The 22,048-nt window shown below is 69.1% G+C and carries 21 protein-coding genes and 1 tRNA gene; 10 read left to right on the forward strand and 12 right to left on the reverse strand.

Translation table 11 applies throughout. The features are described 5' to 3' along the window. Window positions 1–8: 8 nt before the first annotated feature. Window positions 9–1,052 (reverse strand): biotin synthase BioB, encoded by a 1,044-nt coding sequence (gene bioB / locus I4U41_RS14400; RefSeq protein ID WP_206861868.1) that lies wholly within the window; start codon window positions 1,050–1,052, stop codon window positions 9–11. 49 nt (window positions 1,053–1,101) lie between these two features. On the opposite strand from bioB, the gene I4U41_RS14405 reads away from it, so the two are divergent. After that, window positions 1,102–1,830 carry a ComFC family protein gene (locus I4U41_RS14405; protein WP_206861869.1) on the forward strand — a complete coding sequence of 243 codons (729 nt, stop codon included), beginning with the start codon at window positions 1,102–1,104 and terminating at the stop codon, window positions 1,828–1,830. Between the two features lie 296 nt (window positions 1,831–2,126). Here the strand turns inward: I4U41_RS14405 and I4U41_RS14410 are convergent, their stop codons facing one another. Then, complete coding sequence (locus tag I4U41_RS14410) at window positions 2,127–2,627, reverse strand: Rid family hydrolase (RefSeq protein WP_206861870.1); 501 nt, start codon at window positions 2,625–2,627, stop codon at window positions 2,127–2,129. 316 nt (window positions 2,628–2,943) lie between these two features. Between I4U41_RS14410 and I4U41_RS14415 the strand changes: the two genes are divergently transcribed. Next, window positions 2,944–3,492: an HdeD family acid-resistance protein gene (locus I4U41_RS14415; protein ID WP_206861871.1), complete on the forward strand. Its 549-nt coding sequence runs from the start codon at window positions 2,944–2,946 to the stop codon at window positions 3,490–3,492. Between the two features lie 3 nt (window positions 3,493–3,495). On the opposite strand, the gene ubiA is transcribed toward I4U41_RS14415, so the two are convergent. Next, the gene (ubiA, locus tag I4U41_RS14420) at window positions 3,496–4,404 is read right to left on the reverse strand and encodes a 4-hydroxybenzoate octaprenyltransferase (protein ID WP_206861872.1); all 909 of its coding nucleotides are present in this window, start codon (window positions 4,402–4,404) and stop codon (window positions 3,496–3,498) included. A 179-nt stretch (window positions 4,405–4,583) separates the two neighbouring features. On the opposite strand from ubiA, the gene I4U41_RS14425 reads away from it, so the two are divergent. The 6 genes from I4U41_RS14425 to I4U41_RS14450 all read left to right on the forward strand — a co-directional run bounded on the left by I4U41_RS14425 (window position 4,584) and on the right by I4U41_RS14450 (window position 10,028). Next, window positions 4,584–4,660: transfer RNA gene (locus I4U41_RS14425), tRNA-Arg, on the forward strand. 394 nt (window positions 4,661–5,054) lie between these two features. Further along, window positions 5,055–5,570, forward strand: a complete 516-nt coding sequence (locus I4U41_RS14430) for a c-type cytochrome (RefSeq protein WP_206861873.1) — start codon at window positions 5,055–5,057, stop codon at window positions 5,568–5,570. Between the two features lie 238 nt (window positions 5,571–5,808). Beyond that, window positions 5,809–7,491, forward strand: a complete 1,683-nt coding sequence (locus tag I4U41_RS14435) for an ExeM/NucH family extracellular endonuclease (protein WP_242525264.1) — start codon at window positions 5,809–5,811, stop codon at window positions 7,489–7,491. A 47-nt stretch (window positions 7,492–7,538) separates the two neighbouring features. Further along, window positions 7,539–8,231: an alpha/beta hydrolase gene (locus tag I4U41_RS14440; RefSeq protein WP_206861874.1), complete on the forward strand. Its 693-nt coding sequence runs from the start codon at window positions 7,539–7,541 to the stop codon at window positions 8,229–8,231. After that, window positions 8,228–9,349, forward strand: a complete 1,122-nt coding sequence (gene zapE, locus I4U41_RS14445) for a cell division protein ZapE (RefSeq protein ID WP_206861875.1) — start codon at window positions 8,228–8,230, stop codon at window positions 9,347–9,349. The genes I4U41_RS14440 and zapE overlap by 4 nt, the downstream gene beginning before the upstream one ends. 85 nt (window positions 9,350–9,434) lie before the next feature. After that, window positions 9,435–10,028, forward strand: coding sequence for an HAD family hydrolase (locus tag I4U41_RS14450; RefSeq protein ID WP_206861876.1), 594 nt, complete (start codon window positions 9,435–9,437; stop codon window positions 10,026–10,028). A gap of 4 nt (window positions 10,029–10,032) precedes the next feature. Here I4U41_RS14450 and I4U41_RS14455 read toward each other — a convergent pair whose 3' ends face one another. From I4U41_RS14455 to I4U41_RS14495, 9 genes are all read right to left on the reverse strand, one after another. Then, window positions 10,033–10,242, reverse strand: a complete 210-nt coding sequence (locus I4U41_RS14455; RefSeq protein ID WP_206861877.1) for a hypothetical protein — start codon at window positions 10,240–10,242, stop codon at window positions 10,033–10,035. A gap of 48 nt (window positions 10,243–10,290) precedes the next feature. Further along, the gene (locus I4U41_RS14460; protein ID WP_206861878.1) at window positions 10,291–10,914 is read right to left on the reverse strand and encodes a DUF938 domain-containing protein; all 624 of its coding nucleotides are present in this window, start codon (window positions 10,912–10,914) and stop codon (window positions 10,291–10,293) included. Window positions 10,915–10,930: 16 nt separating this feature from the next. Further along, window positions 10,931–11,521, reverse strand: a complete 591-nt coding sequence (gene folE / locus I4U41_RS14465; protein ID WP_206861879.1) for a GTP cyclohydrolase I FolE — start codon at window positions 11,519–11,521, stop codon at window positions 10,931–10,933. A 209-nt stretch (window positions 11,522–11,730) separates the two neighbouring features. Then, a complete protein-coding gene (locus I4U41_RS14470; protein WP_206861880.1) occupies window positions 11,731–13,218 on the reverse strand; it encodes an efflux transporter outer membrane subunit in 1,488 nt (495 codons plus the stop codon). Next, window positions 13,212–13,955 (reverse strand): SDR family oxidoreductase, encoded by a 744-nt coding sequence (locus I4U41_RS14475; RefSeq protein WP_206861881.1) that lies wholly within the window; start codon window positions 13,953–13,955, stop codon window positions 13,212–13,214. The genes I4U41_RS14470 and I4U41_RS14475 overlap by 7 nt, the downstream gene beginning before the upstream one ends. Before the next feature lie 109 nt (window positions 13,956–14,064). Continuing rightward, on the reverse strand, window positions 14,065–17,238 hold the full coding sequence (locus I4U41_RS14480; RefSeq protein WP_206861882.1) for an efflux RND transporter permease subunit: 3,174 nt from the start codon (window positions 17,236–17,238) through the stop codon (window positions 14,065–14,067). 131 nt (window positions 17,239–17,369) lie between these two features. Next, window positions 17,370–18,563, reverse strand: coding sequence for an efflux RND transporter periplasmic adaptor subunit (locus I4U41_RS14485; protein ID WP_206861883.1), 1,194 nt, complete (start codon window positions 18,561–18,563; stop codon window positions 17,370–17,372). Next, window positions 18,560–19,561 (reverse strand): SDR family NAD(P)-dependent oxidoreductase, encoded by a 1,002-nt coding sequence (locus tag I4U41_RS14490; RefSeq protein ID WP_206861884.1) that lies wholly within the window; start codon window positions 19,559–19,561, stop codon window positions 18,560–18,562. The genes I4U41_RS14485 and I4U41_RS14490 overlap by 4 nt, the downstream gene beginning before the upstream one ends. Continuing rightward, window positions 19,558–19,839 (reverse strand): DUF2798 domain-containing protein, encoded by a 282-nt coding sequence (locus tag I4U41_RS14495; protein WP_206861885.1) that lies wholly within the window; start codon window positions 19,837–19,839, stop codon window positions 19,558–19,560. Before I4U41_RS14495 ends, I4U41_RS14490 begins: the two co-directional genes overlap by 4 nt. A 161-nt stretch (window positions 19,840–20,000) precedes the next feature. Here I4U41_RS14495 and I4U41_RS14500 point away from each other — a divergent pair, with 161 nt between their 5' ends. Together I4U41_RS14500 and I4U41_RS14505 are read left to right on the forward strand one after the other, a co-directional pair. Continuing rightward, window positions 20,001–21,077 carry a LysR family transcriptional regulator gene (locus tag I4U41_RS14500; RefSeq protein WP_206861886.1) on the forward strand — a complete coding sequence of 359 codons (1,077 nt, stop codon included), beginning with the start codon at window positions 20,001–20,003 and terminating at the stop codon, window positions 21,075–21,077. A 173-nt stretch (window positions 21,078–21,250) separates the two neighbouring features. Continuing rightward, window positions 21,251–22,018 (forward strand): phytochelatin synthase family protein, encoded by a 768-nt coding sequence (locus I4U41_RS14505; protein WP_206861887.1) that lies wholly within the window; start codon window positions 21,251–21,253, stop codon window positions 22,016–22,018. The last annotated feature ends 30 nt before the right edge of the window (window positions 22,019–22,048 follow it).

Genomic DNA, 22,048 nt, shown 5'->3' on the forward strand with positions numbered 1-22,048 from the left:
GCAGGCCATCACGCGGCGCAGTGCCGCGCCGGTTCGACGATGTCGGCATGGACGGTCTCCCCTTGTTCGACCACGGGCATCGGACGCAAGCCCAGTCGGTCGAACAATGCCATATCGCGCTCGGTGTCGGGATTACCGGTCGTCAGCAATTTCTCGCCGTAGAAGATGGAATTGGCGCCGGCGAGGAAGCACAGCGCCTGCAGCTCGTCGCTCATGGATTCCCGGCCGGCCGAGAGACGGACCATGGAACGCGGCATCAGGATGCGGGCGACCGCGACCGTGCGGACGAATTCGAAGGGATCCAGCAGCTCGGTGCCGGCCAGCGGCGTGCCTTCGACCTGCACCAGGCGGTTGATCGGCACCGAATCCGGGTGCGCCGGCAGGTTGGCCAGCGTCTGCAGCAGGCCGGCGCGCTGGTCGCGGCGATCGCCCATGCCCACGATGCCGCCGCAGCAGGTCTTCATGCCGGCGTCGCGCACGTGCGAGAGCGTGTCCAGGCGGTCCTGCATCTCGCGGGTGTGGATGATCGCGTTGTAGAACTCCGGCGCGGTGTCGAGGTTGTGGTTGTAGTAGTCCAGGCCGGCGTCCTTCAGCGCGCGCGCCTGGTCGGCCGAGAGCATGCCAAGGGTGGCGCAGGTCTCAAGGCCCAGCGATTTCACCTCGGAAATCATGGCGGCCACCTTCGGAATATCCCGATCCTTCGGCGAGCGCCACGCCGCGCCCATGCAGAAGCGGCTGGCGCCAGCGGCCTTGGCTTGGCGGGCCTTTTCGAGCACGGCTTCGGTGCTCATCAGCTTGGTCGCCTCCACGCCCGTGTGGTAGCGCGCGGCCTGGGGGCAGTAGCCGCAGTCCTCGGGGCAGCCACCGGTCTTGATCGACAGCAGGGTGCTGACCTGCACTTCGGCGGGATCGAAATTGGCGCGATGCACGGTTGCCGCGCGGTGCAGCAGCTCCGGGAACGGCAGGTCGAACAGCGCGCGGACCTCGGCACGGGACCAGTCGTGGCGCGGTTCGGCCGACTCGACGACGGGCAACTGGCTGATGGCAGGCATGGGGGAATTCCGATGTTTTCGGCGAGACAGGCCGGGCAGTCTGGAAACCATGGCGAACCCTGTCAACCAAACTGGCGCGCATGGAGTTGACGGACGGGCGTGGCGGTTTCCCGATCGTCTGCTGGCGTGCCGGTGTCTTGTATGCGGCGAACGCGGCTCGAATGGTCGCGATCTGTGTGTGTTCTGCAGCGAATCCCTGCCTTGGGTGGCCGCCGCGTGCGGACGTTGTGCCTTGCCGCTCGGCATCGACGCCGAGCTGTGCGGCGAGTGCCTGCGACGGCCGCCACCGCAGGCGGCGACGCGCGCCGCTTTCATCTATCGCGCGCCCCTCGATCGGTTGCTGCCACGCGCGAAGTTCCATGGCGACCTCGCTTCGTTACGCCTGCTGTCGCAGCTGATGGCGGGGCGCGTGGCGGATGCCGACCGCCCATGCGCGCTGGTGCCGATCCCGCTGCACCGCGACCGTCTGCGACGGCGCGGCTACGACCAGGCGCTGGAACTGGCCCGCCCGCTCTCGCGGCGCCTCGATGTACCGCTGCGGGACGACCTGCTGCGCCGCGTGCGTGCGACGTCGGCGCAGTCGCGGCTGGATGCGGGGGCGCGCCGACGCAACCTGCGGGGGGCGTTCGAGGTACGCGCTGGACCGGAGCTGCCTGCGCATGTCGCACTGGTGGACGACGTGATGACCACGGGCGCCACTGCGCGCTCCGCGGCGATGGCTTTGCTGCGGGCGGGGGTGCGGCGGGTCGACGTGTGGGTGTGTGCGCGGGTGCCGTGATGTGGGTCAGCGGCAGCAACGCTTGCTGCTTGTGCTGCCTCGCCTGCTCCGCAGTGGAAGGTTGGGGAGGGGTGAAGTGCACAGCGCCACGTCGCCAAAGCGCCGCATCGAGCTCCGTACGAACCGTGCCTCCCCTCCAACCTCCCTCTGCAAGCAGGGTGAGGGGGAACGGCGGCGCCATCGCTCCGATGGGCGCTTGTCCAGTTCCCGATCTCCAGCGCCCCGACACACGAGCAACGGTTCAAACGCGATGACTACACCGACAGGGAGACCCGCCGCCCCAGCATCACCACGTCCTACTTCTCTTGCGGCTTCGCGATCTCCGCCCGAGCCCGCGCACCCGACCCCACCACCGCCTCCGCCCTGACCTCCATAGGCGCATTGCCCGCGTAGAGCGCCGTCGTCCCCACCGCCGTCCATGCCGGATAGTGATCCTTGAAGAACTCGCGATGCACCTTGAGCACCGGCGCGATGCGCTGGCGGAATTCGTCGTGATCGCGCGCGACGTGGAAGCTCTGCAGCTCGACGACGTCCTCGAGCGTCGCGCCGGCCTTCTCCAGGTGCGCCTTCAGCTGCTGGAACGCCCAGCGGATCTTCGCCTCCTCGTCCTGCCCTTCCAGCGCTGGAATGCCCGAGACGATCACCCGGTCTCCGACGCGCACGGCCGGCGTGTAATGCAGTGCGTGGTACGACCCTTCCCAGCCCGACGGTGCGAAATGCTCGCGCGTCGGCGCGTCCTGGGCCGCGGCACTGGCGGCGATCACACACAGGAACAACGACAGGCAGGCACGACGCATGGCGAACTCCGGCGGCGGTGGAAGCGCCGATTCGAACACGCGTCGCGCGGCCTGGAGATGCCGTCCGGCGGATTGCCGGATCGGGATTCGGGATTCGAGCCATTGCGGTCATCCCCGCGAAGGCGGGGATCCAGCTCCGAGCACATCACGCGCTTCGCCAGGCGAGATGCGCGCACATATGGGCGTTGCGACGAATGCCCGGGCCCCGAACGTCGCCCTCACCGTCACCCCACCTTCACACCGCAACGACCCTTCCCGCTCCACGATCGCGCGGTTACGCACCACGATGGAAGGACCTCAGATCAAGGAGCGCGTCATGAACGCAGGTCTGTTGCGTACGGTGGGTCGCAGTTGGTGGGTGCTGGTGCTGTATGGCGTGATCGGCGTGCTGTTCGGCATCGCGGCGTTCATGTGGCCGGCGAAGACGGCCGTGGCGATGGCCTGGGCCTTCGGCGTGATGGCCATCGCCGAGGGCGTGCTCAGCGCGCTCGCGCTGTTCGACCGCAACGTTTCCGTCTCGAAAGGCTGGCTGGCGCTGTATGCGCTGGCGTCGTTGGCGTTCGGCCTCGTCGCGGTGTCGAACCCGGTCGTCACCGCGGGCGTGCTGCTGCTGATCCTCGCCGCGTGGCTGCTGGTGGCGGGCATTTATCGCATCGTGCTGGCGATCCGCATCCGCAAGGAAGTCACGGGCGAATGGATGATCGCGCTCAGCGGCGTGCTGGCGATCCTGCTGGCGGTGCTGTTCGTCGCGCGGCCCGCCGTCGGACTGGTGACCGTCGCACTGTGGATCGGCGTGGCCGCGCTGTTCTACGGGGTGCTGCAGGTGATGGCCGGCTTCAAGCTGCGCAAGCTGGCCGGCACCTGACGCTCACGCCGCCGGCGCGCGCAACGCGAAGTCGGCGGCGATGCCGGCGAAGATCGCCAGCCCCACCCAATGGTTGTGCAGGAACGCACGGAAGCACGCCGCGCGTTCCCGGCGACGCGCGATGCGGAACTCATAGGCCACCAGCACCACGGCGACGGCCAGGCCGATCCAGTAATACGCGCCCATCGCCGCGCGCTGGCCGACGAACGCCAGCGCCACGAAGAACAGCGCGTACAGCACGCCCTGCGCGATGAGGTCCATCTCGCCGAACAGGATCGCCGTGGACTTGCTGCCCATGCGCAGGTCGTCCTCGCGGTCGACCATCGCGTACCAGGTGTCGTAGGCGGTGGACCAGACGATGTTGGCCACGTACAGCAACCAGCCCACGGCCGGCACTTCGCCCTGCACGGCGGCGAAGGCCATCGGGATGCCCCAGCCGAACGCCAGCCCCAGGTACACCTGCGGCAGGTGCGTGTAGCGCTTGAGGTACGGGTAGCTCGCCGCCAGCACGACGCCGATGAAGCTCATCAGCACGGTCAGCCGGTTGAGCGTGAGCACCAGCGCGAAGGCCGCCAGCATCAGCACGGCGAACAGCGCCAGCGCCTCGCGACCGCGCACCGCGCCGGTGGCGAGCGGGCGATTCCGGGTGCGCTCCACGTGCGGGTCGAGCCAGCGGTCGGCGTAGTCGTTGATCACGCAACCGGCCGAACGCGTCAGCCACACGCCCGCGCTGAACACGAACAGCGTCCACAGCGGCGGCACGCCCTTCGCGGCCAGCCACAAACCCCACCACGTCGGCCACAGCAGCAGCAGCCAGCCGATCGGGCGGTCGCCGCGGACCAGCTGCCAATACAGCGACAGTCGCGTTTTCCATGGGGACGCCGCGGGGGATTGGAAGCGTTCGTAGCTCATTCGGGGCAGATCGGAGGTATGCAGGTCAGGCAATTAGGGGCCGAAGGCGGCTCGATGCGCGGGAATTCCGCGGGCCGGCTGGCGTCGCGGCAGCACGCCGCCGCGCTTTGCCGCTAGAATGCCAGCCCCGCTGTCGCGACGTGATCGCCGATCAAGCCGTTCGCGGGAACATCCAACAGGCGCCCGTAGCTCAGCCGGATAGAGTAGTGGCTTCCGAAGCCATTGGTCGGGGGTTCGAATCCCTCCGGGCGCGCCATCTCACGCATCCCGCCTTTCTGCGCGAGCGTGAGCGGACCGGATCGCGTCGGCGTTCGTGAAACGGCCCGGACAAACACGGCAGCCTCCCGGCTGCCGTTCGCGTTTTCGCATTTCGGATGGGCCTCATGGGGCTCCTCAACAGTATGTTTGCGCTCCGCCGCAGTCGCAGACCATCCAGCGCGCGACACGCATGAACAAGGGTCGTGCAACCCATCCGACAGAGCCCCGCGACGCTCCGCGAAACCGCCATCGCGGCCTCGCGCCGCACCGGACCGCCCAAGTCCGAACCTAGTGGATGGGCCTAGCGGGCCGTATACTGGCGCGCGACCGCTTGGGGCGGTCGATCGTCGATGGCTTCGCGTGACCCGTACGGGCGCGCCATAGGTGGGTTTGTGCGCAATTACGACCTCGAATTCCTGAAGAAATTCTCGATGGTGATCGGCTTCCTCGTGCTGGTCACCCTGGGCCTGATCATCGCGGCCATCTTCGTGCACGGCCAGCTGCCGGCGGAGGTCAACCCCGACGTCGCCAAGCGCACGCAGCAGCGCATCGCCCCGGTCGGCGCGGTTTACGCAGGCAGCACCGGCGCCGCCGCGCAGCAGGCCGCCTCGGCCGCCGCCGCCGCGAAGGCCGCCTCGCAGGTCGCCTACGGCGGCACCACCGACGGCTCGGTGATCTTCAACAACCTGTGCACCGGCTGCCACACCTCCGGTGCCGGCGGCGCGCCGACGCTCGACCAGGCCCACTGGACCGCGCGCCTGCCGAAGGGCAAGGACACGCTGCACAAGCACGCGATCGAAGGCTTCACCGGCACCGCCGGCGTGATGCCCCCGAAGGGCGGCAACCCGGCACTGACGGACGAGCAGGTCATCGCCGCGGTCGACTGGATGCTGGCGAACCTGAAGTAAGCCGCTTCCTTCGAGCCACCGCACGACGCCGCCTCCGGGCGGCGTTGTCGTTTCTGGGGTAAGGCAGCCCGCGCGGCCATGGATGGTCGTGCAGGCGTTTCGCCAGGAGGGCAGCCACCAGGCGGCGAACTCCGGGTTTCATCCCATTAACGGCGCAGCGCATCGACCGCCAACACCGGACGAGCAGCCGTCACGGCCCGTCGCGATAATGCGCGCCCCTGTCCCGGCGAGCGCGCCCATGATCCGTCCCGGCTTCCCTTTCCGCCCCGCCCTGCTGCTCATGCCGTGCCTGCTGGTCGGCTGCGCCTCGCCGTCCGATGCGCGTGAGGCGACGGCGATCGGCGCCGTGCAGGGCCACGCCGAACGCAGCGCCCTCGTCGGCCAGGCGGTGACCGTTCGCGGCGTCGTCAGCGCGAAGCTCGACGGCGGCTGGTTCGTACAGGATGCCGGCGACGGCGACGACGCCACCTCCGACGCGATCTTCGTGCAGGACGCCGCATCGGCCGTCGGTCCGGGCGATGCGGTGCTCGTGCACGGCACCGTGGCCGAACTCGACGTCGGCCGCGCCACCCGCACGGCGCTGGTGCGGACCCGGGTCGAACGCGTCGGCGAAGGCGAAACACCAGTGACCCCGCTCGCGAAGGCGCCCACCGGCTGGGAAAGCCTGGAAGGCATGCGCGTACGCCTTGATGCGCCGGTGTTCCTCGCCGACAGCGGCGATCTGCGCAGGCACGACCGCGTTCTCGCGAGCCTCGACGAACGCCTCTGGCAACCGACCGAGCGCCACGTCCCCGGCAGCGACGGCTATCGCGCCGAAGTCGCCCGCAACACGCAGCGCGCGTTGTGGCTGGAAGCGGCGGATGCGACGTGGCCGCAGGGCTTCGCGCAGGCACGCTCCGGCAGCCGCATCGAAGGCGTCACCGGGGTGATCGATCAGGCGAAGGACGGTCATGCGCTGGTCCTGGAATCGGCACCCACACTCGACCCGGCTCCGCGTCCGCAGCCGCCCACCGTCCCGGGTTCGCTCCGCATCGCCGCGCTCAACCTGGAGAACCTGTTCAACGGCGACGGGCACGGCGGCGGTTTCCCCACGCCGCGCGGCGCGCGCACGCCGGCCGAACTCGCCGCGCAGTTGTCCAAGCACGTGGCGGTCATCGAGGCGCTGGATGCCGACGTCGTCGCGCTGATGGAACTGGAAAACGACGGCTACGGCGAGGATTCGAGCATCGCCACGCTGGTCGACGCACTCGACGCCGAGGGCGGCGCATGGCGTTTCGTCGATGCGAAGCGCGGCCCCGGCGACAACCCGATCCGCGTCGGCCTGATCTATCGCGGCGATCGCGTGCGCACGCTCGGCGAACCGGCGACGCTGGAGGGCGGCCCGTTCGGCGAACACAGCCGCGTGCCGCTGGCGCAGGCGTTCGCGCCGTTGAAGGGCGATGCGAAGGCGTTCGTCGTCGTCGCCAACCACTTCAAGTCCAAGGGCTGCAGCGATGCCGATGGCGCCGATCGCGACCAGCACGACGGCGCGGGCTGCTACGACGCCACGCGCGTCGAATCGGCGCGTCGCCTGCACGACTGGCTCGCGGGCGATCCCACCGGGCACGGGGCGCGCACGCTGATCGTCGGCGACCTCAACGCCTATGCGCAGGAAGCGCCCGTGCGCGCGCTGCGCGAGGCCGGCTGGCAGGACGCCTTCGCCGTCGCCGGCATCCCGGCGCCCTACAGCTACGTCTACGACGGCCGGCTCGGCCGCCTCGACCACGCGCTGCTGAGCCCCGCCTTCGCCCGGCGCCTGCGCGGCGCGGCGGAATGGCACGTCAACGCCGACGAGGCCGAATCGTCCGGCTATCGCGCCGGCGGCACGGGGCCGTGGCGCAGTTCCGACCACGATCCGCTGGTGCTCGGCTTCGACCCCTGAGCGCCGCGCCGACGAGGCCTGAATCCCCTACGCCGTATCATGGCGGCATGAGCAATCCCGCCTTTCCGAACGACGCCACCGCCACGCTGACGCTGCAGGGGCCGGTCGGCGCGCTGGAGACCATCGTCGAAGCCGCCGAGGCGCCCGCGCGCGAAGCGGTCGCCATCGTCTGCCATCCGCTGCCCACCGACGGCGGCACCATGCACAACAAGGTCGTGACGATGGCCGCGCGCGCGCTGCGCGAGTCGGGCATCGCCACGGTGCGCTTCAACTTCCGTGGCACCGGCGCCTCCGAGGGCAGCTTCGACCAGGGCCGCGGCGAGGCCGACGACCTGCGAGCCGTCGCCGCATGGGTGCGCGAACAGCGCCCGCGCGCGCGGTTGTGGCTGGCCGGTTTCAGCTTCGGCTCCTACATCACGCTCAAGTGCGCGAACGAGCTGCATCCGGGCATGGTGATTTCGATCGCCCCGCCCGCGGCTGGCCGCAACTGGGACTTCAGCACCATCGCGCCGCCGCAGTGCCCGTGGCTGGTGATCCAGGGCGAGGAGGACGAGATCGTCGATCCGCAGGCCGTGTACGCGTGGATCGACGGACTGAAGCTCGAAACGCCGCCGACGCTGGTGAAGATGCCCGAGACCAGCCACTTCTTCCATCGCCGCCTGATGGACCTGCGCGGCGCGATCAAGAACGGGATCAAGCCGCACCTGCCGCCCGAGGCGGAAGGCGCCGCGTCGGCATGAGCGCGACGGCTCCTGTCGCCGACGCCGGTTCGTCCCGGTCCGCGCCGTCGGCGCTGTACGCGGCCGGTGTCGCGCGCGGCGAATGGAACGAGGATCCCGCGCAACGTCCGGCGCTGCGCGAACTCGACCGCATCCACGCGGCCTTGCGCGATCCGCCCCGGCGCGGGTTGTTCGACGGATGGTTCGGCAAAAAGCCCGCACCGCCGCGCGGCCTGTACCTGTGGGGCGGCGTGGGTCGCGGCAAGACATTCCTGATCGATCTGTTCTACGACGCGCTTCCGTTCGAGCAGAAGCGCCGCACGCACTTCCACCGCTTCATGCGCGAGGTGCACGCGCGACTGCGCGCCCATGCCGGGCAGAGCGATCCGCTGGCGTCGATCGCCCGCGAATGGGGCCGCGACCTGCGCGTGCTGGTGCTCGACGAATTCTTCGTCAACGACATTGGCGACGCGATGCTGCTGGGCCGCCTGCTCGAACGCCTGTTCGTCGAGGGCGTCGCGCTGGTGACCACGTCGAACACCGCGCCGGCTAACCTCTACAAGGACGGCCTGCAGCGTGCGAGCTTCCTGCCGGCGATCGCGCAGATCGAGCAGCACTGCAAGGTGCTCTACCTCGACAGCGCGCAGGATTACCGCCTGCGCGCGCTGACGCGTTCGCCGGTGTATCGCGCGCCGCTGGACGAAGGCTCCGACGCGTGGCTGGCCGAACGCTGGCGCGAGCTCACCGCGACCTGCCCGCGCGAGGAAGGCCCGCTCATCATCGAAGGCCGCGAAATCCCCGTGCGCGCGCTCGCCGAAGGGCACGCGTGGTTCGATTTCGCCGCACTGTGCGAAGGCCCGCGTGCGGCGAGCGATTACATCGAGATCGCGACCGAGTACCACACGGTGCTGGTCGGCTGCATCCCGCTGTTCGACGGGCGCAACGACGATCCGGCGCGGCGGTTCGTGCACCTGATCGACGAGCTTTACGACCGTCACGTCAACCTGGTCTGCACCGCCGCCGCCGCGCCGCCTGCGCTGTACACCGGGCAGAAGCTGGCGCACGCGTTCGAACGCACGGCTTCGCGGTTGATCGAGATGCAGTCGGCGGAGTTCCTGGCGCTGGAGCATCGGGGGTAGTTTTTTTCACGGTGAGGTGGGCCACGCACATGGAGTGCCCGAACGTCCGACCGTACACTCGACGCTTTCGCACGCAATGCATCGAATGAACCTCGCCCTGTTCGACTTCGACGGCACCATCACCACGCGCGAACTCATGCCGGATTTCGTGCGCATGGCGACGACGAAGCGGCGGCTCATGATCGGACAGATCGTGCTCGCGCCGGTCATCGTGGGCTACAAGGCGGGCGTGGTGAGCGGCAACGCGGTGCGGGAACGCATCGCGGACTTCGCATTCCGGGGACTCCCGCGGCAGGCGTTGCACGACGCGGGCGAGCGTTTCGCACGCGTGACGATTCCCGGCGTGCTGCGCCCGGACGCGATGGCGCGCCTGCAATGGCATCGCGAACAGGGCGACACCATCGTCGTCGTGTCCGGCTCGTTCGATCTGTACCTCTCGCACTGGTGCACGCAGCACGGGCTCGAGTTGCTGTGTTCGAAACTGGAATCGCGCGACGGCGTGATGACCGGCCGCTTCGACGGCGCGCAATGCGTCGGTGCGGAGAAGGCGCGCCGCGTGCGCGAGCGCTACGACCTGTCGCGCCATCCCGTCGTGTACGCATACGGCGACACGCACGAGGATCGCGATCTGCTCGCGCTCGCGCACCGTCGCTGGTATCGCGGACGCGAGATCGACTGACGCGTCACACCGGACGGCCGGTGTCGCGCATCAACTGGTCGAAGCGGTCCCATTTCAGCTTGCGGCGATAGACCTTGTTGGTCGGTCGCCATTCGATCGCGCCCTTCGATACCAGCAGCGTGCCGAAGCGGCGGCCGTCGCGTTCGACGACGAACTCGATGTCCTCGCGGCCCAGCTCCCGCCGCGGCAGGTTGAAGATGACCTTGTGTGCCATGCGCATCGCCTCCGGCCGGACGGCCACGGCGACTCTAGCGCGGGCGCGTCAACGCGGCGTGGCGCCGCGCCGCCAGACGAGGCCTCGATTGTTCGCGGGCATCGCGACGTCCTCGACCAAGCGCAGGCCGATGCGCTGCGCGAGCGCATCGACCGCTTCGAAATCGCGGATCGCCGATTGCGGATCGCGCGCCTTGAGCCAGGCGTCGAACTCGCGATTGCTGTCGCTGGTGTACGCGCCGCCGTAGTTGAACGGGCCGTACACCACGAGCACCGCACCGTCGGCCAGCACGCCGTAGAGTCCCGCGAAGAACGATTCGACCTGCGCCCAGCCCATGATGTGCAGCGTGTTCGCGCTGAACGCCGCGTCGAAGCGACCGTCGTTCGCGTTCGACCGCGGCCACGGACCGGTCGCGACATCGAGTTCCACCGCCGCCGGCGTGTTCGCCAGCGACGCGTGTTCGAGCCAGGCGCCGATGCCGGGGAGGTTCTCCGCGCGATCGCTGCACTGCCATCGCAGCCACGGCATCGCGTTGGCGAAATACACCGCGTGCTGCCCGGTGCCGCTGCCGATTTCCAGCACGTCGCGACGGTCGGCGAAATGGCGCTGCAGGACGGCGAGGATCGGCTCTCGATTGCGCTCGCAGGATGGCGCGTTCGGAAGCGCGCTCATGGCACCGGCCGCGCCGTTACCGCCCGGGGCCCACGTCGATGAACTGCAGGAACTCCGCGCGCGTGCGCGCGTCCTCGCGGAAACTGCCGAGCATCTTCGAGGTGATCATGCTCACGCCGCGCTTGTGCACGCCGCGCGTGGTCATGCATTCGTGCGCGCCTTCGATCACCACGCCGACGCCGCGCGGCTGCAGCACGTCCTGGATCACCTGCGCGATCTGCGCCGTCATCTTCTCCTGCACCTGCAGGCGGCGCGCATAGGTTTCCACCACGCGCGCGAGCTTGCTGATGCCCACCACCTTGCCGTCGGGCAGGTAGCCCACGTGCGCCTTGCCGATGATCGGCGCCATGTGGTGTTCGCAATGGCTTTCGAACTCGATGTCGCGCAGCACGATCATCTCGTCGTAGCCCTCGACTTCCTCGAAGGTGCGCTTGAGGTAATCGGCCGGATCCTCGCCGTAGCCGCTGAACCAGTCGCGGTACGCCTTGGCCACGCGCTTGGGCGTGTCGAGCAGGCCCTCGCGCGAGGGATCGTCGCCGGCCCAGCGCAGCAGCGTGCGCACGGCCGCCTCGGCCTGTTCGCGGGTGGGCTTTTCGTCATGCGCCATGGCACGGGCTCGGAGTGTCTGGGGGACAGGAATGCTACTCCACCCGCGCGGGCGGAGAAAAAGGCGCCGCCGGGCGGGATGAACCACGGCGGCGCGAAAGGGGCTGCAAACCAGCCATGAAGCGGAAACCGAGCAACCGGCGACGCCACGCGTGAGGGAGGGGAAGGCGTGGCGCCGCCGGCCGTCGGCCAGGGGAACGATGGAAAACCTCAGCGCGCGGCGACGTCCTCGCGCACCGGCACGCGCGTGGGCCAACCGCCGGCGAGCGCCTTGTACAGCGCGACCGCGGAACTGGCGCTGCGCGTGCGCGCATCGGCGAAGGCTTCCTCGGCGTTGAGGCGCGTGCGTTCGGCGTCGAGCACTTCGAACAGATCGGCCGCGCCCGCCTCGTAACGCACGCGCGCCAGGCGCGCGGCGGTGGCGCTGTCGGTCGCGGCCTGCGCCAGGTGCTGGTCTTCCACGCGTGCACGCGCATACCGCACGAGCGCGTTCTCGGTGTCCTCCAGCGCGAGCAGCACCGACTGCTGGTAACGCGCCAGTTCGCCGGCGGCTTCGGCATCGGCGGCGGCGATGCGCGCACGCACGCGACCGATGTCGAGGAACGACCAGTCGATGCCGAGGAACGCCAGCCGCGTTTCGCTGTCGCGTTCGAACAGCGAGCTGGTATCGATGGCCTGGCTGCCGATCAGTCCGCCGAGCGTGAAGCGCGGGAACAGGTCGGCGGTCGCGACACCGATGCGCGCCGTGGCCGCATGCAGGCGATGTTCGGCGGCGATCACGTCGGGACGATGGCGCAGCAGGTCGCCGGGCGAACCCGGGTCCAGTCGTGCCGGCAGCGCGGGCAGCGGCTGCACCGGGGTGAGTTCGGCGATCAGCGCATCGGGCGTCTGCCCGGTGAGCACGGCGAGGCGGTGCATCGTCACCGCGACCTGCGCTTCCAGCGCGGGCACGCGCGAGAGCGTGGCTTCCAGCTGCGCACGCGCACGCGAGGTGTCGAACTCGGTGCCGCGGCCCGCGTCGAAGCGCGCGTTCACCAGGCGCAGGGTTTCGCGCTGGTTCCCGGAGTTCTCGCGCGCGACGCGCAGGCGCTCCTGGAAGCCGCGCAGTTCGACGTAGCTGCGCGCGACTTCACCGACGATGGCGACCTGCAACGCATCCAGGTCGGATGCCGCCGCCCAGGCTTCCGCGCGCGAGGATTCCACGCCACGACGCACGCGACCGTACAGGTCGAGCTCCCAGCTCACGTCGGCCTGCACGTTGTAGCTTTCGCCATCGCGATCGGCGCGCGACACGCCCGGCGCCTGGTCGGCGCTGGCGCGCGAATCGCTGCCGGTGGCGCTGGCGGTCACGGTCGGGAAGCGGTCGAGCTTCGCGTTGCGCAGCAGCGCGTTGGCGCGGTCGTAGTTGGCCAGCGCGATGCGCAGGTCGTGGTTCGCGGCGAGCGATTCCTCGACCAGCCGCGTGAGCAGCGGATCGTTGAAGCTGCGCCAGAACTCCGCGTCGGCCTGCGGCGAAGCGGCCGGTGCGGCCTCCTGCTCGACGCCGGTCGCGACATCGGCCGCGCGCGCATCCGCGGCGGCTTCGTCGCGCGCGAATTTCGCGGGCGTGTCGATGTTCGGCCGCACGTAGTCGGGGCCGACGGCGCACGCGGCAAGCAGGGCCGCCGCGACGCCGAGGGTGAGCGTTCTGATCACCATGGCAGCGTTTCTCCCAGGTAGACGAAGCCGCCGGACGGGCCGTCGGCATCGATGAGGGCCATCTGGACGCTGGTCTTCGCGCCGGTGGGCACGTCGATCTCGCCCTCGCCGGCGTTCATGTCGGTCTTCACGTAGCCCGGATGCACCGCGTTGACCTTGATCGGCGTGTCGCGCAGTTCGTACGCCAGGTGCACGGAGTACGAGTTGATCGCGCTCTTGGACGCGTTGTAGGCCGGGATGGCCTTGAAGTCGTAGATCGGCGAACCCGGCTGCGTGTGCAGCGTCAGCGAACCGAGCAGGCTCGACACGTTGACGATGCGCGCGGCCGGCGCCTTGTGCAGCAGCGGCAGGAATGCCTGCGTGGTTTCGACGACGGCGAAGACGTTGGTTTCGAACGTCTCGCGCCACGCGGCGAGCGACTGCAGCGACGGCTTCGGCAGCGTCCGGTCCTCGGCGATGATGCCGGCGTTGTTCACCAGGATGTCGAGCTTGCCGTGACGGCGTTCGACCTCCTGTACTGCGGCGGCGATGCTGGCGGTGTCGGTGACGTCGAGCGCGATGGCTTCGACCGGCAGCCCATCGCCCTGCAGCTTCAGCGCGGCCTCGACGGCCCGGGCGCGATCGCGCCCGGCCAGCAGCGTGTGCACGCCGGCCTGCGCCAGCTGGCGGACGGTTTCGAAACCGATGCCGCGGGTGCCGCCGGTGACGAGGGCGATCTTGTTGGTGTTCTGGGACATGGGGGGGTCTCGGGGGGAAGTGGGGAGAGAGGAGTGATCCGGGTGAGTGGAGGAAGAGGTCGGAGCGGGCGTTCGCCCACTCCTCACTCCGCTCCACTCACTCCTGCACTCAGGCGTGGGCCGAAGCGTGCGACTCCACGGTGGACGGGCCATGGCTCACCAGCGGCTTCCCCGCCAGCTTGCGCAGCGCCACGTAGAACACCGGCGTCAGGAACAGGCCGAACAGCGTCACGCCGATCATTCCGGAGAACACGGTGATGCCCGTGGCCTGGCGGACTTCGGCGCCGGCGCCGTGCGAAAGCACCAGCGGCACGGTGCCGGCGATGAACGCGATCGACGTCATGACGATCGGGCGCAGACGCAGGCGGCAGGCTTCCAGCGCCGCTTCGACGATGCCTTTACCCTGCATTTCCAGCTCGCGGGCGAACTCGACGATCAGGATCGCGTTCTTGCACGCCAGCCCCATCAGCACCACCAGGCCCACCTGCACGAACACGTTGTTGTCGCCGGTCAGCCACACGCCCAGCAGCGCGGAGAGCATGCACATCGGCACGATCAGGATCACCGCCAGCGGCAGCGTCCAGCTTTCGTACAGCGCGGCGAGCACGAGGAAGGCGAGCAGCACGGCCAGCGGGAAGATGATCAGCGCGGCCTTGCCCTGCGTCGCCTGCTGGTAGCTCAGGTCCGTCCACTCGATGTCCATGCCGTTGGGCAGCACCTTCTGCGCGAGCTCCTCCAGCTTCTCCATCGCCTGCGCGGACGACAGCTGCGTCGGATCGGCCTCGCCGAGGATGTCCGCCGCCGGATAGCCGTTGTAGCGGATCACCGGATCGGGGCCGAAGGTCTCGGTGACCTTCACCATCGAACCGATCGGCACCATCTCGCCGCGATCGTTGCGCGTGCGCAGGTTGGCGATGTCCTCGACGCTGTCGCGGAACGGGCCGTCGGCCTGCGCCACCACCTGCCACGTGCGGCCGAACATGTTGAAGTCGTTCACGTATGCCGAACCGAGGTAGGTCTGCAACGTGTCGAACAGTTCGGTGAGCGGCACGCCCTGCGCCTTCGCCTTCACGCGGTCCACTTCCGCGTCGAGCTGCGGCACGTTGGCCTGGTAGCTCGAGTTCGGGAAACCCAGCCCCGGCGTCTGCGAACCGGCGCCCTGGAAGTTCTGCACCGCGCTCTGCAACGCGCCGTATCCCAGGTTGCCGCGGTCCTCGATGTAGAGCGAGTAACCCGAACCGTTGCCCAGGCCCTGGATCGGCGGCGGCTGCAGCGAGAAGGCGAAACCTTCCTGGATCGCGGAGATCTTCGCGCTGAGTTCGGCGTTGATTTCCTCGGCGCTGCGCGTGCGCTCGCCGAAGGGCTTGAGGTTGATGAAGGTCACGCCGTAGTTCGGCGTGTTGCTGAACTGCAGCGGGTTCAGGCCCGGGAACGCGACGTCGTTCTGCACGCCCTCGATGCTCATCGCGATCTCGCCGATCTTCTTCAGCGCCGCGTCCGTACGCTCGATCGAGGAGCCTTCCGGCATCTTGATGCCGGCGATGAGATAGCTCTTGTCCTGCACCGGCACGAAGCCGCGCGGCACGAGCTGGAACATCAGGCCGGTCGCAACCAGCAGGCCGGCGTAGACGACGAACACCGCGCCGCGACGGCCGAGCACCTTGCCCACGCTGTTCTGGTAGCGCTCCGCGGCGGTGCCGAAGAAGCGGTTGAACGGACGGAAGATCCAGCCGAAACCGCGTTCGATGCCACGGCTCAGCAGGTCCTTCGGCGCGCCGTGCGGCTTGAGCAGGCGTGCGGCCAGCGCCGGCGACAGGGTCAGCGAGTTGATCGCCGAGATCACCGTCGAGATGGCGATGGTCACCGCGAACTGCTTGTAGAACTGGCCCGTGACGCCCGACAGGAACGCCATCGGCACGAACACAGCGCACAGCACCAGCGCGATCGCGATGATCGGGCCGGACACCTCGCGCATCGCCATGTGCGCCGCTTCCAGCGGCGAATGGCCGTCCTCGATGTGGCGTTCGACGTTCTCCACGACGACGATCGCGTCGTCCACCACGATGCCGATCGCCAGCACCAGGCCGAACAGCGTCAAGGTGTTGATCGAGAACCCGAGCAGGTAGAGCGCGGCGAACGTGCCCACCACCGAGACCGGCACCGCGATCAGCGGAATGATCGACGCACGCCAGGTCTGCAGGAACAGGATCACCACCAGCACCACCAGCAGCGTGGCTTCCAGCAGCGTGGTGACGACCGACTTGATCGAGTCGCGCACGAAGATCGTGGTGTCGTAGATCGACTTGTACTCGATGCCCGGCGGGAAGCGCTTGGCCGCTTCGTCCATGCGGCGGATGACTTCGTCGCGGATCTGCAGCGCGTTCGCGCCCGGCGCCTGGAAGATGCCGATGGCCGCGGCGTTCTGGCCGTCCAGGCGCGCACGCATCGTGTAGTCGCCGGCGGCGAGTTCGATGCGGGCCACGTCGGACAGACGCACGACTTCGCCGCCCTCACCGCCCTTGAGCACGATGTTGCCGAACTCTTCCGGCGTTTCCAGGCGACCGCGCGCGTTGATCGGCGTGAGGAACTGCGAGCCGTTGGGCATCGGCTCGGCGCCGAGCTGGCCGGCGGAGACCTGGATGTTCTGCTCGCGCACGGCGCGCAGGACGTCGCTGGCGGTCATGCCGCGCGAAGCGACGCGGTCCGGGTCGAGCCAGATGCGCATGGCGTAGTCGCCGCCACCGAAGGGCTGCGCTTCGCCGACGCCGGGAATGCTCGCCAGCTGGTCCTTGATGTGCAGTCGCAGGTAGTTGCGCAGGTACAGCGTGTCGTACTTGCCGCTCGGCGAGGTGAGGTGCACGACCATCAGGAAGACCGGCGACTGCTTCTGCGTGGTCACGCCCTGCCGGCGCACGTCCTCGGGCAGTCGCGCCAGCGCCTGGCTGACGCGGTTCTGCACGCGCACGGTGGCCTCGTCGGCGTTCACTTCGGGACGGAAGGTCACGGTGATCTGCAGCACGCCGTCGGAGCTGGCGACCGACTTCACGTACATCAGGCCTTCGACGCCGCGGATGGATTCCTCCAGCGGCGTGGCGACGGTTTCGGCGATGACCTTGGGGTTCGCGCCCGGGTACACGGTGCGCACCACCACCGAAGGCGGCACGACTTCGGGGTATTCGCCGATCGGCAGCAGCGGGATCGAGATCAGGCCGGCGGCGAAGATCACGATCGACAGCACCGCGGCGAAGATCGGCCGGTCGATGAAGAACTTTGAAAAGTCCATGGAATGGTTCCTTGTGCGGCACGAGGGCCGCAACGGTCCTGGGCGATGCGGTTTCGCGCATCGCCTGCTTACGGTTTCTGCTTTGGCGCCCTTCCCTGCGTGCAGGGAAGGGTTGCTTCAGGTCGGGACGCCTACTTCATCGCCACCTGCGGCTGCGGCGCGGGCGCACCCATCGCGATCACCTTCGGCTGCACCGGCATTCCGGGGAAGAACACCTTCTGCACGCCGTGGACGATCACCTTGTCCGTCGGCGCCAGGCCCGACTGCACGACACGCAGGCCGTCGATCACCGGACCGAGCTTCACGTCCTTGCGCGTGGCGGCGTTCTTCTCGCCCAGCACGTAGACGTACTTGCGGTCCTGGTCGGTGAGCACGGCCTTGTCGTCCACGAGCATCGCCTTGAACTTGCCGCTGCCCTGCAACTGGACGCGCGCGTACAGGCCCGGGGTGAAGATGCGGTCCGGGTTGCGCAGCACGGCGCGCGCGCGGATGGTGCCGGTGCTCGGATCGACCTGGTTGTCGACGAAGTCGACCGTGCCTTCATGCGGGTAGCCGCTCTCGCTGGCCAGCCCCACGCGCACCGGGTTCTGCGTCGCCGCGCGCTCGCCCTTGCGGGCCAGTTCCTGGTAGCGCAGGAAGCTCTGCTCGTCGGATTCGAAGTACACGTACACCGGATCCTGCGAGACGACGGTGGTCAGCAGCGTGGAATCGGCGCTGGCGAGGTTGCCCTCGGTGACCATCGCGCGACCGGCGCGGCCGTCGATCGGCGAACGCACGGTGGTGAACTGCAGGTCCAGGCGGGCGTTGTCGAGCGCGGCCTCGGCGGCGCGCACGGCGGCATCGCCCTGCGTGCTGGCGGCGCGACGCGTTTCGAACTCCTCGCGCGAGATCGCCTTGGCTTCGACCAGCGTCTGCGCGCGCTTGTCCTGCATCTGCGCGAGGCGGGCTTCGGCGCGGGCGCGTTCGAGGTCGGCTTCGGCCTGCGCGAGGCGGGCCTTGTACGGGCGCGGATCGATGACGAAGAGCAGGTCGCCCTTCTTCACTTCCTGGCCTTCCTTGTAGGCGACCTGCTGGACGTACCCGGAGACGCGCGGGCGCAGTTCGACGGTTTCGATGGCGGTGACGCGGCCGGTGAATTCATCCCAGCGGCTGACGTCCTTGTTGAGCACCTGCGCCACGCTGACTTCCGGCGGCGGCGGCATGCCGGCGCCCGGTTCGGCCTGGCTGCTGCAGGCGGTGGCGATGGCCGCCGCCAGCAGCGCTGCCGCCAGTGCGAGGGTGGGGATCCCGGTTCCGGACCGGGCGAGTGCTTTGCGTGGGGTCATGGCGAGTCTTCCAGGTTGTTGTTGTTATGTGGAGCGATGTCGTTGGGGGGAGCAATCAGGTTGCGGAGCAGCGTGCGCGCGTCCTGTAGACACCGTGATGGCAGTAGTCCCAGGGCGGAGCCGGGCGAACATCCGTTTCCGGGCTCCTGCTGGATCGTCGAAGCAACGGACGGGGAATCGACATCCGGCGTGACATCCGCGGCGACATCGGCGAGCGGGGCGTCCGCGACGTCGAACAGCCCTTCGACGACCGGCACCTTCGAGTAGGGGACCACCGCCTCGCCGGGCTGCACGCCCTGCGGCTCGACCAGCGCCAGCGCGCGCTGGCCGACGGCGAGCGCGCTCGGCCACTGCTCGCAGGCGTGGGCGCGGTTGAGCTCGGTGGACACCGGGCTGTCGATCGCCAGCAGTTGCACGCGCACGCCCAAAGTGCGGGCTTCCTCGTGCAGCACGCGCGCGAGCATGCGCAGCGCCGCGGTCGCGATGGAACGATGGCCGTAGCCGGCCCACGGCCGGTCCGCGCCGGGACCGCCGATCAGCACGTAGGTGCCGGTGCGCCCGCCTTCGGACAGCAACGGCAGCAGATGGCGCGCGGCGGCAAGATGCGGAAGCAGGTCGTCGTCGAGCGTCTGACGCAGGAACGCCGCCGGGTGGTCGAGCAACCGGCCGCGCGGCGCGCTGCCGCAGACCGCGGCGATCACGCCGTCGATCGGCCGGCCGAGCTTGCGCAGCGCGCGCACCAGGCGCTCGCCGTCGCCGTCGCTGCTGACCGAACCGGAGACGATGCTCAGGTCGGCCTCGGGGAATTTTCCGCGCAGGCATTGCAGGCCGGCCTTGTCGCGGGCGACCGCGATCACCGGCCGGCCGGTGGCCAGCGCGGCCTGCACGACACCACGGCCGACGCCGCCGGTGGCGCCCAGCACCACGACGGCGGCACGGGCGATGCGGCGGTTCTGGGCCATGGCGCGGGCCGAAGGCCGGGCGGCGAAGGCGGTCATTGCCGGCTCCACTGTCCCGAATCCGGGATTTTTCCTCCCGCCAGCGGGACGGTCTCGTGGCGGGTGACCGCGTGCAGCGTCGCGCTCACCACCGGCAGCACCAGCATCGCGGCCGGCAGGGCCAGCACGAAGGCCAGTACCCAGGCGAGCATCCAGAACTCGTCGGGACCAGCGGCCAGACCCTGCTGGAGCGCGATCAGCGCGACGCCGACGAGCACCGCCATGGCGACCAGCATCGCCGGCAGGAAGGCGTATCGGGCTTGGCGGGGCGTCAGCATGGCGGCGGGACCGGGAGAAGTTGCCACAAAGGTTAGGCCGCCAATTGGCACTTGATTAGTCCGATTTGGAGGGAATAATTGTCCCGTCATCGGTCCAAATGCGGTCGGGCGGCTTGCCCGGCCCGCTCATCCCTTCCCCGCCGCGTCCAAGGAACCCCCACATGGCCCGCGATCTCAACGACACCCTGATCTTCGTCAAGGTGGTCGAGCACGGAAGTTTCATCTCCGCCGCACGCGCCCTGCAGCTGCCCAAGACCACGGTCAGCCGCAAGGTGCAGGAACTGGAAACGCGCCTGGGCGCGCAGTTGCTGCATCGCACGACGCGCAAGCTCGGCCTCACCGAAGCCGGCAACATCTACTTCGAACATTGCCAGCGCATCTCGCGCGAACTCGACGAGGCCGAAAGCGCCGTCGGCCAGTTGCAGGGCGGCCCGCGCGGCTGGCTGCGCTTCACCGCGCCGTATTCGGTGGGCATCACGTGGATCGCGCCGCTGCTGGGCGAATTCCACGCGCGTCATCCCGAAGTGCGCGTGGAAATGGTGCTGACCAACGAACAGGTCGACATCATCGACAAGGAACTCGACGTCGCGCTGCGCGTGGGCAGCCTGCCCGATTCCAACCTCATCGCGCGCAAGCTCGCGACGTTCCGCACGCAGGTCTACGCGAGCCCGGGCTACATCGCGCGCCACGGCGAACCGCTGCATCCGGACGACCTGGTGCACCACCGCACCGTCGCGCCGTCGAAGGCGCGTCGCAACGGCCAGTACTTCTGGGCGCTCAACGACGGCACGCGCACGGTGGATTACCGCGTCGATCCGGTGCTGGTGGCGAACGATCCCGGCCCGCTGTGTGGCGCGCTGCTCTGCGGCGAAGGGCTGATGCTGGCCGCCGACGTCACCGTGAAGGCGTACGCCGAACAGGGCTACGTGCAGCGCGTGCTCGCCGGCTGGACCGGTCCGGACTACGAGTTCAACGCCGTGTTCCCGCGCGGCCGCGTGCAGTCGCCGAAGGTGCGCGCGTTCGTCGACTTCCTGGTCGAACGCCTGAACTTCGACGCCGACTACATGCAGGTGCTCTGCCCGAACGTGCGCGCGCGCTACAAGGCCGCCGAACAGGCCGCGGCCGACGCGATCAGCGCGGAACTGGCCAAGGTCGCCAAGCAGCCGGAGGCGAAGGCCAAGCGCAAGGCGAAGGCTGAAGAAGCCGTCACCGTCGGGCCGGAAAGCACGAACGAGTGAGTGGCGACAGGAAGCGGGTGAAGCGGCGGGGCGCGGTTCCCGTCCTTCACCTGTTTCCGACCCCGTTCAGCACCTTCACCGCGACTTCATAGCCGCGGCGCTCTGCTTGGCGAAGCCACGGACACGGCGCCCCCGTACGCGAGGGAGTGCGTCGCAGCTCCGAGCAACCGCCAATGAAACGAATCATCGCCGGCCTGGCTGCCGTCGCCGCGCTCGCGCTGGCGATCGGCGCCGGCGCCGCCTGGAACAAGTACCTGCGCGCGCCCTCCGTCGAAATGCTGCCGATGCCGGCGCACCTGATCGCGCTGGATTCGCCGGCCGGACAGAAGCTTCTCGCGCGCGCCGAGGACGCCGACTTCGACGACTTGATGGCGAACTTCGTGCCGCAGAGCCGGCGCGCGTTCTGCGGCGTCGCGAGCGCGCTGACCACGCTCAACGCCGCGCGCGCCACGCCCACGCCGCTCGACCAGTGGCGCCTGTTCGAACATCCCGGCGTGCGCGCCGATCCATGGAAGGTCAGTTTCATCGGCATGTCGCTGGACGATTTCGCCACGCTGCTTCGCGCGCACGGCGCGCGCGTGAACGTGGTGTACGCCTCGGAGTCGAACGTCGATGCGTTCCGCCGCAGCGTGCGCGAGAACCTCGCACGCGAGGGCGATTTCCTGCTGGTGAACTACCAGCGCAGCGAACTGGGGCAGGCGCCGATGGGCCACATCTCGCCCATCGCCGCGTTCGACGAAGCGAGCGACCGCGTGCTGGTGCTCGACGTCGCCGCGCACAAATACCCGCCGACGTGGGTCGAAGTCGGATCGATGTGGAAGGCGATGCGCGCACCGCTGAATCCGGAAACGAAGATCACGCGCGGCTACCTGGTCGTGCATGGCGACGGCGTGGGCCCGGATGCCGTCACGGCGCGCGCAACCCTGGCGGACGCGGATTGAGCACGGCCACACGACTCGCGTCGGCACGAA

This window comes from Lysobacter changpingensis, from assembly GCF_017308985.1.
Lineage (GTDB): Bacteria > Pseudomonadota > Gammaproteobacteria > Xanthomonadales > Xanthomonadaceae > Lysobacter_J > Lysobacter_J changpingensis.